The sequence below is a fragment of the Caballeronia eucalypticola genome (genome assembly GCF_047608185.1).
Taxonomy (GTDB): Bacteria; Pseudomonadota; Gammaproteobacteria; order Burkholderiales; family Burkholderiaceae; genus Caballeronia.
In genome coordinates this window covers 1-15,613 of sequence record NZ_JBLKRU010000003.1, presented here as the reverse complement: position 1 = coordinate 15,613, position 15,613 = coordinate 1, and the positions used below count along the sequence as shown (strand labels likewise).

15 protein-coding genes, 2 tRNA genes and 1 pseudogene are annotated in these 15,613 nt (G+C 57.8%); 9 read left to right on the top strand and 9 right to left on the bottom strand.

The features are described 5' to 3' along the window. Positions 1-176: 176 nt before the first annotated feature. On the top strand, positions 177-1,481 hold the full coding sequence (gene aceA / locus ACMX25_RS04415) for an isocitrate lyase (protein WP_414948329.1): 1,305 nt from the start codon (positions 177-179) through the stop codon (positions 1,479-1,481). A 108-nt stretch (positions 1,482-1,589) separates the two neighbouring features. Here aceA and ACMX25_RS04410 read toward each other — a convergent pair whose 3' ends face one another. Both ACMX25_RS04410 and ACMX25_RS04405 read right to left on the bottom strand, forming a co-directional pair. Beyond that, a complete protein-coding gene (locus ACMX25_RS04410) occupies positions 1,590-2,405 on the bottom strand; it encodes an alpha/beta fold hydrolase (protein WP_414948328.1) in 816 nt (271 codons plus the stop codon). Between the two features lie 61 nt (positions 2,406-2,466). Next, complete coding sequence (locus ACMX25_RS04405) at positions 2,467-3,042, bottom strand: nuclear transport factor 2 family protein (RefSeq protein WP_414948327.1); 576 nt, start codon at positions 3,040-3,042, stop codon at positions 2,467-2,469. 132 nt (positions 3,043-3,174) lie between these two features. On the opposite strand from ACMX25_RS04405, the gene ACMX25_RS04400 reads away from it, so the two are divergent. Continuing rightward, complete coding sequence (locus ACMX25_RS04400; protein WP_414948326.1) at positions 3,175-4,053, top strand: LysR substrate-binding domain-containing protein; 879 nt, start codon at positions 3,175-3,177, stop codon at positions 4,051-4,053. Between the two features lie 22 nt (positions 4,054-4,075). On the opposite strand, the gene ACMX25_RS04395 is transcribed toward ACMX25_RS04400, so the two are convergent. Both ACMX25_RS04395 and ACMX25_RS04390 read right to left on the bottom strand, forming a co-directional pair. Then, entirely contained in the window at positions 4,076-4,510 is a 435-nt protein-coding gene (locus ACMX25_RS04395; RefSeq protein ID WP_414948325.1) for a universal stress protein, read from the bottom strand. 71 nt (positions 4,511-4,581) lie between these two features. After that, positions 4,582-5,484 carry a LysR family transcriptional regulator gene (locus ACMX25_RS04390; protein WP_414948324.1) on the bottom strand — a complete coding sequence of 301 codons (903 nt, stop codon included), beginning with the start codon at positions 5,482-5,484 and terminating at the stop codon, positions 4,582-4,584. A gap of 137 nt (positions 5,485-5,621) precedes the next feature. On the opposite strand from ACMX25_RS04390, the gene ACMX25_RS04385 reads away from it, so the two are divergent. Both ACMX25_RS04385 and aceB read left to right on the top strand, forming a co-directional pair. Next, positions 5,622-6,401, top strand: coding sequence for a haloacid dehalogenase type II (locus ACMX25_RS04385; protein WP_414948323.1), 780 nt, complete (start codon positions 5,622-5,624; stop codon positions 6,399-6,401). Between the two features lie 60 nt (positions 6,402-6,461). Next, positions 6,462-8,057 (top strand): malate synthase A, encoded by a 1,596-nt coding sequence (gene aceB, locus ACMX25_RS04380; protein ID WP_414948322.1) that lies wholly within the window; start codon positions 6,462-6,464, stop codon positions 8,055-8,057. Between the two features lie 80 nt (positions 8,058-8,137). Here aceB and ACMX25_RS04375 read toward each other — a convergent pair whose 3' ends face one another. After that, complete coding sequence (locus ACMX25_RS04375) at positions 8,138-8,554, bottom strand: gamma-glutamylcyclotransferase family protein (protein ID WP_414948321.1); 417 nt, start codon at positions 8,552-8,554, stop codon at positions 8,138-8,140. Positions 8,555-8,715: 161 nt separating this feature from the next. Here ACMX25_RS04375 and ACMX25_RS04370 point away from each other — a divergent pair, with 161 nt between their 5' ends. Further along, positions 8,716-9,585 carry an AraC family transcriptional regulator gene (locus tag ACMX25_RS04370; protein WP_414948320.1) on the top strand — a complete coding sequence of 290 codons (870 nt, stop codon included), beginning with the start codon at positions 8,716-8,718 and terminating at the stop codon, positions 9,583-9,585. Positions 9,586-9,589: 4 nt separating this feature from the next. Here the strand turns inward: ACMX25_RS04370 and ACMX25_RS04365 are convergent, their stop codons facing one another. From ACMX25_RS04365 to ACMX25_RS04355, 3 genes are all read right to left on the bottom strand, one after another. After that, entirely contained in the window at positions 9,590-10,054 is a 465-nt protein-coding gene (locus ACMX25_RS04365; RefSeq protein WP_414948319.1) for a GNAT family N-acetyltransferase, read from the bottom strand. A gap of 266 nt (positions 10,055-10,320) precedes the next feature. Next, positions 10,321-10,397: transfer RNA gene (locus ACMX25_RS04360), tRNA-Asp, on the bottom strand. 72 nt (positions 10,398-10,469) lie between these two features. After that, positions 10,470-10,545: transfer RNA gene (locus ACMX25_RS04355), tRNA-Glu, on the bottom strand. A 582-nt stretch (positions 10,546-11,127) separates the two neighbouring features. Here ACMX25_RS04355 and ACMX25_RS04350 point away from each other — a divergent pair. From ACMX25_RS04350 to ACMX25_RS04335, 4 genes are read left to right on the top strand one after another with little or no spacing between them, the layout of a single operon-like run. Further along, positions 11,128-11,904, top strand: coding sequence for a hypothetical protein (locus ACMX25_RS04350; RefSeq protein ID WP_414948318.1), 777 nt, complete (start codon positions 11,128-11,130; stop codon positions 11,902-11,904). A 23-nt stretch (positions 11,905-11,927) separates the two neighbouring features. Further along, positions 11,928-14,135, top strand: a complete 2,208-nt coding sequence (locus ACMX25_RS04345) for an AAA domain-containing protein (RefSeq protein WP_414948317.1) — start codon at positions 11,928-11,930, stop codon at positions 14,133-14,135. After that, positions 14,123-14,842 carry an AAA family ATPase gene (locus ACMX25_RS04340; RefSeq protein WP_414948316.1) on the top strand — a complete coding sequence of 240 codons (720 nt, stop codon included), beginning with the start codon at positions 14,123-14,125 and terminating at the stop codon, positions 14,840-14,842. The genes ACMX25_RS04345 and ACMX25_RS04340 overlap by 13 nt, the downstream gene beginning before the upstream one ends. Continuing rightward, entirely contained in the window at positions 14,821-15,414 is a 594-nt protein-coding gene (locus ACMX25_RS04335) for an ATP-binding protein (protein WP_414948315.1), read from the top strand. The genes ACMX25_RS04340 and ACMX25_RS04335 overlap by 22 nt, the downstream gene beginning before the upstream one ends. On the opposite strand, the pseudogene ACMX25_RS04330 reads toward ACMX25_RS04335, so the two are convergent. Continuing rightward, positions 15,389-15,613: pseudogene (locus tag ACMX25_RS04330) on the bottom strand (IS1634 family transposase); the annotation flags it as partial. The gene ACMX25_RS04335 and the pseudogene ACMX25_RS04330 overlap by 26 nt on opposite strands.

Sequence of the window (15,613 nt, the reverse complement as noted above, 5' to 3'; positions counted from 1 at the left end):
ATTGATTATTAACGATAATTTATATTCTTGAATTTCAATATGTGGCTGGCCTCCCGCCTCTCCTTTCCCTAGACTCTTATATAAGAGTTGAGCAATCAGAAGCACCAAGACTTGCCGGCTGCTCAACCAGACGACCCACCATTAGTTATTAGTCAGGTAATCAAAGGAGAAACGCCATGTCGCGCCAACAACAAGCTCAGGAACTCCAGAAACAATGGGACACGGATCCGCGCTGGAAGGGCATCAAGCGCAGCTATACCGCCGACGACGTCGTGCGGCTGCGCGGTTCGGTGCCGGTTGAACACACGCTGGCGAAACGTGGCGCGGAGAAGCTGTGGGCATCGATTCATGAAGAGCCGTTCGTCAATGCGCTCGGCGCGCTGACCGGCAACCAGGCCATGCAACAGGTCAAGGCCGGGTTGAAGGCGATCTATTTGTCTGGTTGGCAAGTGGCGGGCGACGCGAACGTTGCGGGTGAAATGTATCCCGACCAGTCGCTGTATCCGGCGAATTCGGTGCCGCTGGTGGTCAAGCGCATCAACAACACGCTGACGCGCGCCGATCAGATCCAGTGGTCGGAAGGCAAAAATCCGGGCGATGAAGGCTATCTCGACTTCTTCCAGCCGATCGTGGCCGACGCGGAAGCCGGTTTCGGCGGCGTGCTGAATGCATTCGAACTGATGAAGGCGATGATCGAAGCAGGCGCGGCGGGCGTGCACTTCGAGGATCAATTGGCATCGGTGAAAAAATGTGGGCACATGGGCGGCAAGGTGCTGGTGCCGACGCGTGAAAACATCGCGAAACTCACGGCTGCGCGTCTCGCGGCCGATGTTTCCGGTACAAAAACCATCCTGCTCGCCCGCACCGATGCGGAAGCGGCGGATCTGGTGACATCCGATGTCGATGAAAACGATCGCCCGTTCCTGACCGGCGAGCGCACCGTGGAAGGTTTCTTCCGCACGAAGCCGGGCCTCGAACAAGCTGTTTCGCGTGGCCTCGCCTACGCGCCGTATGCTGACATGATCTGGTGCGAAACCGGCAAGCCTGATCTGGCGTACGCGAAGAAGTTTGCTGAAGCGATTCATCGCGAATTCCCCGGCAAGCTGCTTTCATATAACTGCTCGCCGTCGTTCAACTGGAAGAAAAACCTGGACGATGCGACCATCGCCAAATTCCAGAAAGAACTCGGCGCGATGGGCTACAAGTTCCAGTTCATCACGCTGGCCGGTTTCCATGCGCTAAATTATTCGATGTTCAACCTGGCGCACGGCTATGCCCGCAATCAGATGAGCGCGTTCGTCGAGATGCAGGAAGCGGAGTTCGCGGCGGCTGAGAAGGGTTTCACCGCAGTGAAGCATCAGCGTGAAGTGGGAACGGGTTACTTCGATGCCGTGACGCAAGCGGTTGAAAAAGACGCATCGACGACTGCGTTGCACGGTTCTACCGAAGATGAACAGTTCTTCGAGGAGAAAGTCGCCTAAAAGGCCGCAACTCAAGCTGCAGCTCAGGGTGAGACTGGTTTGAGAACTTGAAGGGCATACGGCCACAAGCCGTATGCCCTTTTTGCGCTGGCAGAGTCGCTGCGGGAATCAGTCCGCGGTCGTCGCCGATTGCGCCCGGAAGCCCTCAAGAATCTCGCTCAGCTCCGCGGCAAAGACGCCGGGATGGACAGCAAAGGCGACGTGATTGCCGGACATCTCTACGCAAGCGCAGCCCAACTTCTCGGCCATTGCCCGCGCCGTTTGTACGTAATAGGCGTCGCCGCTTGCACGCCCGACGGCAGTCGCCGCCGGCACGCCGCTGAGGCGAATGCGGTTGAGATCGGGAACATAGCTGCTGATGCTCAAGAATTCATGGGCCAAGAAACGGTCCATGTTTCCGCCCTGATCCGGGGGCGCGGCGGCCCCGCGATCCACGCCGACCATGGAACTCGCGAATTTCTTCATCGCCGGTCCGGCGCCTTGGGTAAGGAACGTTTCGTGTATGTCGTTCGCGATAGCCGCGTGCTCGACGGCATCGGCCAGAATGCCGGCGATAGGCGGTTCATGGGCAATCAGCGCCTTGACCACTTCCGGGTGATCTTCAGTGAGTTTGATCGCGATATTCGCGCCGGCGCTATTGCCGAACACGTAGGCCGGCCCCGCGTCCATCGCGCGGGTCAATGCCGCCGCATCTCGGGCTTGTTGCGCCAGATCGAGATCGGCCGTGGTGTCGCCGGTACTGCGGAAATTCGCGCGCCGGTCGTATCTGACCACGGTGTATGCGCCGGCCATCAGGGCCGATAGCGCGACATAGCGGCGACTGTCGCCATTGCCGCCGACGATCAAAAGCAACAAGGGACCCTGACCTTCGCAGTCGTACGCTATGTCCGCATCTTCAGTGTGCACCACGCCTGATTTTTTCATTGATTAAAACTCCTGAATTAATTTCCGCAACCTGGTGTGTGCGTAGCAGACTTCAAGTCCGTCAGCCAAGCAGCCAGGCCTGCCCTTCTTCCTTCATGGTTCGCTCAAGTTCGCTGCCTTTCGTGGCAAACGTCTTTTGCACCGGGAAGCCGCTTACTTCAAGCAAATAAGCAAGCGGTGCGTAGTCACGCGGATATCGTTCAACGCGCTCAGTATCGATGTCGACCACGCCACGCGGAAAAGTGAATGTGCCCATGTCATACACGCTTTGACGCTTCACGATCTTCCATACGCCGTTGCGCTTTTCGACACGATCGTAAAAACGGTTGTGCGAGCTGCAGCCGAGGCCAAGCCGAACATTCTCGCCGACAATAATCGCGTTGGTTTCCACAATGGCCTTATCGCCCTGAAAGCTCACCACCGGCCCTGCGACGAAATGCTTGGTGCGAAGGTCGGACGCGCCCATTCGTATGGAGCCATCGACAAAGTCGCTGAAGAGACCCTCGAACCACGTTATCTCGATCGTTCCGTCGGGATGAAACAGTTCGCGCAAGCTATCCCACTGCGCGAGATCGCGATGAATCCAGCCCGTCATCAGGTCCGCAATGCTAAGCCGGTCTTCCCAATACGTTTTCATGTTCAGTTCCCTTTTATTTCAACTGACATTGTTCGATTTCCAGTTGATGGATAAGAGTGTCGCGCCGATCATCTATCAAGTGAAATAGATTGATATGATTGATCGATCAGTTTAAGTGATACCGGAGCTGGAATGGACTTGCGTCACCTGCGCTATTTCGTCGCCGTCGCGGAAGAAAAGCATTTTGGCCGCGCGGCGCAGCGGCTACATATCGTGCAGCCTGCTTTGAGCATGCAAATTCGCGCGCTGGAAGAAGACATGGGCGGCCCCCTGTTCGTGCGCACCAGCCGTCGTGTGGAATTGACCGAAGCGGGCGCGCTCCTGCTGATCGAAGCGCGTCGGACGCTTGCTCAGGCGGAACACGCCAAGAGCGTTGTCCAACGGTCATTGAGAGGCGAAATCGGCAGCGTCAAGGTGGGCTTCGCGGGAAACGCTGTCCTGACCGGCAAGCTGGCCGACAACTTGCGCGTTTTTCATCGAGGCTATCCGGAAGCTCAGTTGCAAATCATAGAAATGGCGCCGCATTTGCAGGGCGAAGCCATCCTTGCCGGCCATCTCGATGTGGGATATAGCCCGAGTCTCGACTCCATTTCCTATCCCCGGCTTGTCACCGAAAAGATCGGCACGTGGCCGTTTATGGTAGCCATGACGGCCGACCATCCGCTTGCAAAAAAGAAGCGCGTTTCCATCAAGTCACTGGCGACGGAAACGCTCATCCTGTATGCGGTTGGCGACGACGCGTTTCCGCTGCTGCAACAGCACGTTATTAAAGCGACGAACGTAGTCCATCGCGTCTCCAGCACGTTGAGCGTGCTCGCTCTGGCGGCGGCCGGACTGGGAGTGGCACTGGTACCCGCGCCACTTGACCGGGTCACTATCCCGAACCTGGTCTATCGGCCGATTGCCGAGACCGACATGTCGGCGGATCTGCTGCTGTTCAGCCGGGCCAATGAAACCAGCGGCGCAGTGCTCGCTTTTTTGGGGCTGGCGCGCGGCACCTCGCAAGGCTGATCAGCCAGCAATGGCAGCCCTTTCATCGATAAACAATCACCGGAATCTTGGTGTGAGTCAAAACCCGTTGGGTCTCGCTGCCAATCAGCAAACTCCCCAAACCCCTCCTTCCGTGTGATGCCATGAAAATCACATCGCAGCCATCACGTTCCGCAATATCGATAATGCCGATATAAGGCGCGGATTCAACGCTAGTGACCGAATTGCAGGAAACACCAACAGCGGCAGCAGCCGTTTCGACAGCCCCAAGATGCTCCCGTGCTTCACGCTCGGCGCGTTCATGAAAATCCCCGGGCGGCTCGACGGCGACATCGGCGAAAGGGGAATACGGATACAGCGGCAAGCAAGCGTAGGCCGTAATTCGCGCGCCCACCGACTGGGCGAGATCGATCGCGCCATCAATCGCTTTTTGCGAAAGGACCGATCCGTCCGTCGGAACCAGAATGTGCTTGAACATGGTCGACTCCTCGGCAGTGGCCATCGTGCACTTTCATTGTAGTAACTGAATCAGGCCAAGCGGCCGGCAATTCAGCCCCAATACCCCGGCGCGCCGAACGTGTGTTTGAGCAGGTCGAGAAACAGGCGCACTCTCAGCGGCAAATGCCGGCGCTGCGGAAACACGGCGTGAATCCCGATAGGCGGTGCGGCGAAAGCATCGAGCACGCTGACAAGCCGCCCTTGAGCGATGTCATCGCCGACTTCCCACCATGAGCGCCACGCCAGCCCATATCCGGCGAGACACCACTCATGCAGCACAGCGCCGTCCGAGCATTCCATGGTGCCGGAAACGCGCATCTGCACGACCTTGCCGTCTTTCTGGAACACCCAGCCGCGCTGCTGATTCGAGCTCGCCCCGAGCGGCAGGCAGTTGTGCTGCGCGAGCGCGTCGAGATCGGCGGGCGCACCGCGCACCCGCAAATATTCAGGCGACGCCACGCAAACCCGCCGGTTCTCACCCAGCTTCAACGACACCAGCGAAGAATCCGGCAACTCGCCAAGCCGCACGGCGCAATCGAAACCTTCATTGACCAGGTCGACCATGCGGTCCGTGAGATCGAGCGTGATCGATACATCCGGATGCATCGACGTGAAAACTGGCACTAGCGCTGCAACATGACGCCTGCCGAAACCCGCTGGCGCAGACACCCGCAGATGTCCGCTCGCCTTCACCCCGCCCGCCGACACGCTCGCCTCCGCGCTCTGCATGTCGTGAATCACCCGCTGGCAATCCTCCAGAAACGCCGATCCTTCGAAGGTAAGCGTCAGCCGACGCGTGGTGCGCACGAGCAGTTTCACGCCGAGCCGCTCTTCCAGCGCGTCCAGCCGCCGGCCGATCACAGCCGGCGCGACGTCCTCGGCCAGTGCTGCAGCGGAAAGGCTTCCCTTCGCGACGACGGCCACGAACGTTTCGATTTGCTTGAATCGGTCCATAGACGTGCGGTGTTTGAATGACTGGGCACCCAGATTAGGCGCGAAAAAGTCAAAGATCAAGTGATCTGGATACATCTTCCGGTCGTTCTGGCGCACTAATAGAATAGTCGACGACCTAACCTATTGGAGCACCCGCCATGTCACCGACATCGATTTCGCCTCCTCGTGCAGTCATCTTCGATGCCTACGGCACGCTGTTCGACGTGCATTCGGTCGTGGCGGCCGCCGAGCAGTTATTCCCCGGCCAAGGCGATGCGCTTTCGCAGTTGTGGCGCCAAAAGCAGATCGAATACACGCAGTTGCGCACGCTTTCCGATCCCGCCGGCGCCCGTTACGAGCCGTTCTGGGCAATCACGCTCGACGCGCTTCGCTACGCCGCCGCGCGCCTGAAACTCGACCTTGCGCTCACCCCGGCTGCGGAAAAGCGCCTGATGGACGAATACGCCTGCCTCGCGGCGTTTCCCGACACGGTTGCCGCACTGAAAACGCTACGCAAACGCCCGGATTTGAAACTCGCGATCTTGTCGAACGGTAATCCGCAGATGCTGGACATCGCGGTGAAAAGCGCCGGCATGTCGGGTCTCTTCGATCACGTCCTATCAGTTGACGCCGTGCGGGCCTACAAACCCGCTTATGCTGCCTATGCGCTCGGAACGCAAGCGATCGGCGTGGCGGCATCGGAGATCGTGTTTGTATCGTCGAATGGCTGGGACGTGACCGGCGCGAGGTGGTTTGGCTACGCCACCTTCTGGCTCAACCGGATGGCGCTCCCCGCGGAACAACTCGGCGTCCTGCCGCGCGGCGCGGGACGCGCTATGACTGACCTGCTTGCTTTCATCGATGCAGGCTGCCCCCAGCATCAGCACGCCACGACATTCGATCTTTCAAAGCGCATGTCACGCGGTCCCACCAACTAATCGATTTCACCGATTCACCCAGCACGCAAAACCGTCTGACCGACCAAGGAGATGTAGAACATGGCGAACACGCTCACCCACGTGCCACAGGGCATGACCATCACGGCCGAGATAAAACCCGGCTACGAGACCATCCTGACCCCCGAGGCGCTGGAGCTGGTGGCAACCCTTCACCGCGCATTTGAGCCGCGTCGTCAGGCTTTGCTTGCGGCGCGCGCCGAACGCACGAAGCGGCTGGATGCAGGCGAACGCCCGGATTTCCTGAGCGAAACGCAATCCATCCGCGATGCCGGCTGGACCATCGCACCTTTGCCCAAGGCGCTCGAACGCCGCCGTGTGGAGATCACCGGGCCGGTCGAACGCAAGATGATCATCAACGCGCTGAACTCCGGCGCGGATTCGTACATGACGGACTTCGAGGATTCGAACACGCCGAACTGGGACAACCAGTTGACCGGGCATATCAACCTGAAGGAAGCGGTACGCGGCACGATTTCGCTCGAACAGAAGGGCAAGTCATACAAGCTCAACGATAAAACCGCGACGCTGATCGTTCGTCCGCGCGGCTGGCATCTCGATGAAAAGCACGTGACCGTCGATGGTCAGCGTGTGTCCGGCGGCATCTTCGATTTCGCGCTGTTCCTGTTCCACAACGCGAAGGAGCAACTGGCTCGCGGCGCCGGTCCGTACTTCTATCTGCCGAAGCTGGAAAGCCATCTCGAAGCGCGTTTGTGGAACGAGATTTTCGTCGCGGCGCAGGAGATGGTGGGCGTACCGCGCGGATCGATTCGGGCGACGGTTCTTATCGAAACCATCTTGGCCGCGTTCGAAATGGACGAGATCCTGTACGAGTTGCGCGAGCATTCGTCGGGGCTTAACGCCGGCCGTTGGGACTACATCTTTTCCGCAATCAAGAAGTTCAAGAACGACGCCGATTTCTGCCTCGCCGATCGCTCGAAGATCACGATGACCGTGCCGTTCATGCGCGCTTATGCACTGCAATTATTGAAGACATGTCACCGTCGACAAGCTCCGGCGATTGGCGGCATGAGCGCGTTGATTCCGATCAAGGGCGACGCCGAAGCCAACGACAAGGCCATGGGCGGCGTGCGCTCGGACAAGGCGCGCGATGCGAGTGACGGTTACGACGGCGGTTGGGTCGCACATCCGGGCCTCGTGCCAATCGCGATGGAAGAGTTCGTGAAAGTGCTCGGCGACAAACCAAACCAGATCGCGAAGCAACGCGACGACGTGCAAGTGACAGCAACCGATCTGCTCGATTTCCGTCCTGAAGATCCCATTACCGAAGGCGGCGTGCGCGGCAATATCAACGTGGGCATCCACTATCTTGGTTCGTGGCTTGCGGGCAATGGTTGCGTGCCGATCCACAACCTGATGGAAGACGCGGCAACGGCGGAAATTTCGCGCTCGCAAGTGTGGCAATGGATTCGCTCACCGAAAGGCAAGCTCGACGATGGCCGCAAGGTGACCGCTGAAATGGTCCGCGCGTTCACGCAGGAAGAATTGGTGAAGGTGAAGGCGGTCGTCTCCGGCGACACGGCGCCATATGATCGGGCAGCGACGATCTTCGAAGCGATGTCGACATCGGATACGTTCGCCGAGTTTTTGACGTTGCCGCTTTATGAAGAGATTTAAGCCTTAACGCAGGTCTTCTCTTCTGCAAAACAAAGCCGCTCTGGAAACTCAGGGCGGCTTTTATATTGGAGATGAACCAGTTACGACCTTGATTTTCGATAAGCGACCCAATCGCCGTTATCGATACGCGGCAAACCTTCCACCGCCTCCTCGCTGACCGGATAAACCAGGCAATCGATTTCCTGCGCGCGCCCATCCACGTGAACGGTCACGTGCAAGCGCTCGCTGCGGTATAAACCGATCACACCCGGCACGATCTCTTCGATTTCATCGAGCACGGGCACAAGCGTTTCATCGATTCGATAAATATCGCCATGTACCGGCCCCGCCGCAGGATCGAGCACGAGGCCTGGATAGGCATCGAAATCGTACAGCCGGCCATTGATATGACCCGAACCAATTAGTACGGGCGCCGCGATCCCGTTACGCTCGGCTGCGAGGCGAATGTCGTTGCTCTCGCCCGCCCGCAGCGTGCCGTAGACGAATACGTGTTGCATGCCTTCATTCCTTCCGTGAGATTCAACGCGCATTATGCCAAGTGCATAAGACAGTCGATATGTCGTGATGCCTCGGCCGAGAGAAACCGTCCGTCCGCCCACTTCAAAGCCCGGCCGCCCGGATGCATTTAATATCACGGTGGAGGAGCGCTTAAAAAACCATGTTCACGCCCATTGATCATCCGCTGCAACCACTGCAACAACCCCAACCCGAAGAAGTCGAGCATCTCGACATTCCGGCCGAGTCGTCGCCAACGCTCGCGCATCCCATTCGGGTTCGCTCGCGGCCCGTGCCGGCCGGCGTCCGGATTGCGCGGCACACGCACGCGTGGGCACAAGTCGCATGCACGACGCGCGGCGTGCTGCGCATCGCAGCGGAAGGGTCAACGTGGATGGTGCCGCCGTCGCGGGCAATCTGGGTGCCGCCGAACGTGACACATGAAGTCGTTATCGTGGAAGACGCGTTTCTGCGGACGTTGTACATCGATGCAAGCGTGGTGCCGCCGGGACTGGATGCGTGCCGCGTCGTGGAAGTGTCGCCGCTGCTGCGCGAGGTGGCCGTTGCTCTGGATGATCGTACGATTTCGAGCGAGCGTGAACGCCTGCTCGGCACGCTCGCACTCGACGAAATCACGCGCTCACGCCCGCTGCCCCTTTCCATTCCGATGCCCACCGACAAACGCCTGCTCGCATTATGCGAAGCCGTCCTCGCCGATCCTGCTTCCGCCGATTCACTCGAGCATTGGGCGACGCTCGCAGGCGCAAGCACGCGCACGATCGCGCGTTTATTCCGGCGTGAACTCGGTGTGAGTTTTTCGCAATGGCGTCAGCAAGCCGTGCTGGCGCGGGCGATTCCGTTACTGAGCCAGGGCCGTCCGCTTGCGCAAGTTGCGTTGCTGCTCGGCTATCAAAGCCAAAGCGCTTTTTCCGCGATGTTCAGACGTGCATTCGGCGAAAGTCCGCGGGCATTTTTTGTCCGCGACGGCGAGCCGCGAGACGACAGTCAAAACGGTGGGTCTGACGAACGCTGAAATGCTAAACGCCGCGCACCATATGGCGGATCGCACCAAATTGCGCGAGCCGCGAACCCGCGGTTTTATAACCCATGCGGATATACAGCCGGGCAGCAGGGTTATCGACGAATACGCGCAACTGCGTTTCTTTTAATCCGCGTGCGCGTGCCCAGCGGTGCGCGGTATCGAGGAGAAATGTTCCCGCGCCCGTCCTGCGCCACCCTTCCACCACTTGTACGTCGCGGATGTGCAGCGACTGGTCTTCTTCCGTCACGCGCATGACGCCAATCGCATGGCCGTCGCACTCGAGCACGAAGTTTTCCGACTCGCGCCAGCTACCGAGGAAAAGGTCGCTGCGCCACACGAGATTGTGGCGGCGATAGTAGCCGTTCATGTTGTTGCGCGTGAGCGCCTCGGCGAACGAAAAATCGTCCATCGACGCCAGGCGCAACTGAAACGGCGAGAGAGCTTCGGTGGGATCGAGCATGGCGCGATGAAAGCACTGAATCAAGTCATCAACACTAAGTCAGCCGGTGCGCGCTGGCAATGGAGAGTTTTACGGGCGCGCAAATTCGATGTCACGCACGCCACACGTTCAACAAGGTGCAACGGGGACGGTGTACGAAGAATAGCCGGAGGAACCGAAGGCGGAATGGCGGGAAAGAGTACGAAGAAACGAGGCGGACGTAAAACGAGAGGAAAAACGGGGACGAAAAAAATCCAGCTTAAGCTGGATTTTCTTTTACAACTTGTTGGCGGAGCGGACGGGACTCGAACCCGCGACCCCCGGCGTGACAGGCCGGTATTCTAACCAACTGAACTACCGCTCCACTTCTTTCCATCAGTTCGTGAGGTTGGTTGGCTCATCAAACTTGCAGCGCTTCTGGCAGCCGCCGATGTTTTGGCGTCCCCAAGGGGATTCGAACCCCTGTACTCACCGTGAAAGGGTGATGTCCTAGGCCTCTAGACGATGGGGACATAAACTTTTCAGTTAATGTCTTTACTCTTTTCGCTTAATCTCCAACTTGATTCTGATTAACTTCGATTAATACTTTCTTAATCGCTTGATACTACTTTAAGCTTATTAATCAGTTTCTTGTCAGTCAGCAGCGAAGAACGACATTATAAACAGCTTTGTGATTCTTGTGAAGCTTTTTTTCCGATGCTCTGGCGCTTTAAAAAGCTTCATTTCGGTGAGCGGGATCGAAAAACTCCCTGCAGACCTTTGCCACCAAAGGGTCTCGTGAATCACAAACCCCATCGGGTACGACTTGGGGTACATGATCTACGATTTGACGCTTTCCAGCAACATCTCGCTCTGAAACAACCTCGTGCAACCTGTCTCGGGAGTCACAGCAGCGAAGAACGCAATTATACGCAGCTACCTTTTCACCGCGCAAGAATTTTCTGTCGTTGCCGTGCCCGACCGGCCAACGGCCTCGGATGCATATCAACCGAGACACCTGACCCATACCCGCGACGACACAAACCCCTCAAAGCTCCAGCGATCGGATAAAGTCAGACAAACCATCGCCCTGTACAGGGTTATCGGGGATAAGAATGCCAAGTGCAAAAACTGCTAGACGCAAAAAAGCCTCCCTTGATGATCGATTTGACTTTGTCGGTGACGCCGTGGCGCCAGGCAGTCGAGCCGCACTTCGACCGGCGATCTTCGAGGTCGAGGAGACGGACTCAGGCGCAGAGCGCAGTCTTAAGCTCTGGCGCAAAACCGGCACGCAGCTCGATGACGATCTTCGTCAGCTCTGGCTGCACGAGATGCGCCAGGTCCAGCGGGTTATGTCCTATGCAGGGGCTCGAGACGTAATTGTCGATATCCTGGAATTCGTCGAGGACGAGCAGGATTTCGGCGTGCTATTGGAGCGGGTCGGGCATCCGCTGACGGAAAAACTCAAGAGGGTTTCGCGCCAGCACTGGCTGCGCAATCTTGGCGCCTCCCGGCCCCGAATCCTAATCTGGAAGAACATCAAACGAGTTGTCACCGCACTCGGCATCGTTCACGCCCAAGGTCTGGTACATGGACACGTCGGGACAGACGTGGTCATGACTGAGGGCGCCGACGAACCGGACTTCCAGCTCGGAGGCTTCGAATGGAGTTTGTGGCTGAGCACCGAGCTTCCTGACCGGTCGCGTGCAAAACTTGGATTGACTGCCGCTGCCCACAGGAACGAAAGCTACTCCTTCGCGCAAGATTGGCATGCAATCGGCCTAATGATCGCGGACTGCCTCGATTCCATAGTAAAAGCGTCAGGCGATGTCTATCCCGCAGGCCGCAACGATCCGGCCATTGTCCTAATGTCTCCGAACGCATCTTGTTAAAGCGGCTGGTTACGCCAGCAAGAATGGATCAGATCGACGCAGACTCGATTGGGAGCGCGATTGACGATCTGATCGCAAGCGTTGCTCATTCCGCGTCCGCACGCGCTGGCACATTCATCCTGAATTTTGCCCGGCATTCAAAGCTCGGCGAGGTAGTCTATGAAGCAACTGACGGCGAAATTCCGATTGATGAATATCGTCGCCAGCTAGATTGGGTGCGAGCCGACCTGGATGGCGGAGCAACTCTTCTGGTCCCTCGATCCTTTGATCCCGCGACGAGTTCACTCAAACTTGTAACCGCCACGATGGTCTACAGGCTCTCTGCCTTTCGGGACGAAGGATCGGCCGTGTGGGACATCGCTATCTGCCAGAAGGTCGAACTCAAGAAAGAGACTTTCGGCCTGGGCGACAACGAAGAACATAGCTTGCTTCAGCCCTTGATGATCGCGGGAAATGTCCGCGAGGCGCGCGAAGCACGAGGTCGTTTTGGGGCAGACGCACTCGATTGGAGCACATTCGCGAGTCCCGTCCGGGATACAGCGGAACCGAGTGAGGCCGACACGATCCGTGATGCGCTCCTGCTCGTGCAAACGGTCGAAGCGGTGGTCAAGGCCCTAGAGGTCTACCCGGTCGAAATCTTGGATACCGACCTACATAATGGTCGCCGATCGGTGACCATTCGAGCCGAACCCGACAACGAACGGGACCGTGTTGCCAAAAAAGTCGGATTATCAGAAAGCGCATCTGCTCTTAAGCGCCTCTTCGAAGAAGAGCATCGCGATGCCGAAGCGAAGTGGCAACTTTGCCGGGCGGCCGGACTGGGATCCACACGAACCAGCGACGTCGTGGCGAGCTTTGTCGATGTCGTTGATCATCGCGGCCGACGTGCTTACCGGTTCGAAATCGACGAGGACCTTCGCGATGAAGGACCATTTTTTCTGCGTACCGAGCGTGACACCGGCACAGAGCAAGTGATCGCCCGGCGCTTGCGCAATATCAAAGCGTTGAATACGCGCGTCGACCTAGTTGAAATGCTGGCTGACCCATGGCGAGTTCGACGCTCAAGCCGAGAAGACTTCAGCGAAGATGCGCGCATGGATGAAGCGTTCCTTGATCTGGATCCACCAAAGCAGGACGCCCTTGTGGGCCTTTGGTCTACTCTACCGTCGTTTTTCGTGGTGGGACCGCCCGGGGTCGGAAAGACTAAACTTGCGACCGAGGTGGTTAGACGTCGTTTTGCCGCAGATCGCTCGACCCGGATGCTGATTAGCGCCCAAGGCCACGACGCCCTCGACAACCTGCAGGACAAGATCAGGGAGACCCTTAAGAAAGCAGGACTAGATGACGTTCTCGTTGTCCGGTCGACAACGTCCGAGCGGAGAGTCGCCAGCAACGAAGAAGTTCATCGAGCTGGACTCGACTATCTGGAGCGTCTGTCTGAAAGCGCTCTCGCTCGCACAGCGCCAGAACCGATACGCGCCCGCATTGCAGAGTTAAAGGCTGCTGCGAGCGGCCTCGAACAAGCGAAAGACTCCGTGAACAAAGAGCAACGATCCGGCTTGGGCGCGGTGTCGCATCTTGTGCTGGACGCAGCGAACATTGTGATCTCAACGGCCAACTCTTCCGATATTGAAAGCCTTGTCGAGGCGCGAGAGCAATTCGATTGGGTCATCGTCGAGGAGGCTGCCAAGGCGACGGGGCCCGAATTGATCGGTCCACTTATGCTATCGGGCCGCCGGCTCCTGATCGGGGATCACCATCAGTTGCCGCCATTCGAGGCTGACCGGCTTGTGCGAATTCTCAGTGACCAGAGCCTAGTGAGCGAAGCGTTGGCGATTGCCGACCAATATGTGGGCGCACTACTGCGTGATGGTGAACTCGATGGACTGGAACTGATCGCCTCCGATCCAGCCGGACTGAAGGCCTCGACAGATATGGCATTGCGTCTACTTGAGCCGTTCCGCACCTTCGTTGAGGACGACGAGCGGCGCAGGCACGCCAATCCCACGCATCGTCCGATCGCGGCGACGCTTACCGAGCAGCGACGAATGGATCCGGCCATAGCGGAGATCGTCTCGAAAGCCTTCTACGGCGGTCGGCTGAGCACAGAAGTCAATCGCGCACGTGTCGCCGAAACAGAGGCCTCACCGGTCATACAGCTCTCGAATCTGTTTCAATCAAAAACTTCCGTTGCTATCGGGAAGATGTCATCGTGCCGATGTCCAATCTGACCACCTTTGTCGGCAAAAATGATATCGGGAAGTCTTCGATTCTCGAGGCACTCGAAATCTTTTTCAACAACGAGACGGTGAAGATCGAACAGGGCGACGCGAATATCTATAGCGACGACCAGTCTGTGTCCATCACGTGTGAGTTTTCAGATCTTCCCGCCACGCTGAGTCTGGATGCCGGCGCGGAGACCACGCTCGCGAGTGAATACCTGCTTTCCGCAAAAGGGACGCTAAAAATTCGGAAGGTCTTTGATTGCAGCAAGAAGACGCCAACCAGTGAAGTCTTTATTCTGGCAAGCCATCCTACGGCCGAGGGTGTGGCCGATCTGCTCGATCTGAAGGAGAAAGATCTTCAGAAGCTTATCAAGGACCGGAAGCTCGATGCAGCGCTTAAGGGCAACCCCGGAATGCGGCAGGCTCTCTGGGCGGCGGCTGGGGAGCTTAGCCTCAAAGAGGTTGCCTTGCCGGTCACCAAACCCAAGGAAGATAGCAAGCGCATCTGGGATCAGTTGGAGAACTATCTGCCGATGTACGCGCTGTTCCAGAGTGATCGCAGCAGCCGTGATTCCGATGGCGAAGTGCAAAATCCGATGAAGGCCGCGGTTGCCGCTGCCATTGCGGAAGTGCAGGAAGACATCAACCGCATTCAGGAGAAAGTGCGCGAAAAAGCGGAGCTGATTGCAAAGTGCGCGAAAAAGCGGAGCTGATTGCAAAGAGCAACCATGATGCGTTGAAGACGATCGACCCGAACCTTGCCAAAGAGTTGACGCCGCAATTTACGCCGCCCGCAGCGGCTAAGTGGATCGGCCTATTTTCAATCAGCATGGACACCGATGATGGCATTCCGCTGAACAAGCGGGGGAGCGGCGTACGCCGTCTTGTCCTGGTCAGTTTTTTCAAAGCGGAAGCAGAGCGGCGGCTGAAGGCCGGCACTAGCCGCAGCATCATTTACGCGATCGAAGAACCTGAAACAGCCCAGCATCCGAACAATCAACGCATACTGATCGAGTCATTCAAGACGCTATCGTCCGAACCCAGCTGTCAGATTTTATTGACCACGCACAGCCCAGGTTTCGCGTCCGATTTGCCGACCGAGAGCATCAGGTTTGTGACACGAGATCAGGCATTGCAGCCGGTGATCCAGGAAGGAGCCGATGTGTTTAGTCCGGTCGCGGAAACGCTAGGCCGAGCTTTGAGCGCCGACGCGCGTAATTCTTTGATTTATCGCGGTTATGTGCGCGCGAGCGAAGCGATTACTGGGTACAGGCGACAGGGCTGACGTTGAGCAGGCGGAAGGCCTTTTCCTGAACGGGTGTGGGTCGCGTCGTCATGACGAGCCTGGCATCCAGGTTGAGTGGGGTGTGACAGACGTTGTACGCAAGCGTCGCCAGGTCGTCGAGCAACGTACGGAAGCTGTGAACCGGCAAGCCATCCTCGCCAAGTTTGGTCGCGTCCTTGGCTTTCGCCTGGTCCGAACG

Bases quoted from the DNA above. Each gene is read 5' to 3' on its own strand.
- aceA (WP_414948329.1), top strand. From the start codon at position 177: ATGTCGCGCCAACAACAAGCTCAGGAACTCCAGAAACAATGGGACACG.
- ACMX25_RS04410 (WP_414948328.1), bottom strand. From the start codon at position 2,405: ATGAAAAAATCAGGCGTGGTGCACACTGAAGATGCGGACATAGCGTAC.
- ACMX25_RS04405 (WP_414948327.1), bottom strand. From the start codon at position 3,042: ATGAAAACGTATTGGGAAGACCGGCTTAGCATTGCGGACCTGATGACG.
- ACMX25_RS04400 (WP_414948326.1), top strand. From the start codon at position 3,175: ATGGACTTGCGTCACCTGCGCTATTTCGTCGCCGTCGCGGAAGAAAAG.
- ACMX25_RS04395 (WP_414948325.1), bottom strand. From the start codon at position 4,510: ATGTTCAAGCACATTCTGGTTCCGACGGACGGATCGGTCCTTTCGCAA.
- ACMX25_RS04390 (WP_414948324.1), bottom strand. From the start codon at position 5,484: ATGGACCGATTCAAGCAAATCGAAACGTTCGTGGCCGTCGTCGCGAAG.
- ACMX25_RS04385 (WP_414948323.1), top strand. From the start codon at position 5,622: ATGTCACCGACATCGATTTCGCCTCCTCGTGCAGTCATCTTCGATGCC.
- aceB (WP_414948322.1), top strand. From the start codon at position 6,462: ATGGCGAACACGCTCACCCACGTGCCACAGGGCATGACCATCACGGCC.
- ACMX25_RS04375 (WP_414948321.1), bottom strand. From the start codon at position 8,554: ATGCAACACGTATTCGTCTACGGCACGCTGCGGGCGGGCGAGAGCAAC.
- ACMX25_RS04370 (WP_414948320.1), top strand. From the start codon at position 8,716: ATGTTCACGCCCATTGATCATCCGCTGCAACCACTGCAACAACCCCAA.
- ACMX25_RS04365 (WP_414948319.1), bottom strand. From the start codon at position 10,054: ATGCTCGATCCCACCGAAGCTCTCTCGCCGTTTCAGTTGCGCCTGGCG.
- ACMX25_RS04350 (WP_414948318.1), top strand. From the start codon at position 11,128: ATGCCAAGTGCAAAAACTGCTAGACGCAAAAAAGCCTCCCTTGATGAT.
- ACMX25_RS04345 (WP_414948317.1), top strand. From the start codon at position 11,928: ATGGATCAGATCGACGCAGACTCGATTGGGAGCGCGATTGACGATCTG.
- ACMX25_RS04340 (WP_414948316.1), top strand. From the start codon at position 14,123: ATGTCCAATCTGACCACCTTTGTCGGCAAAAATGATATCGGGAAGTCT.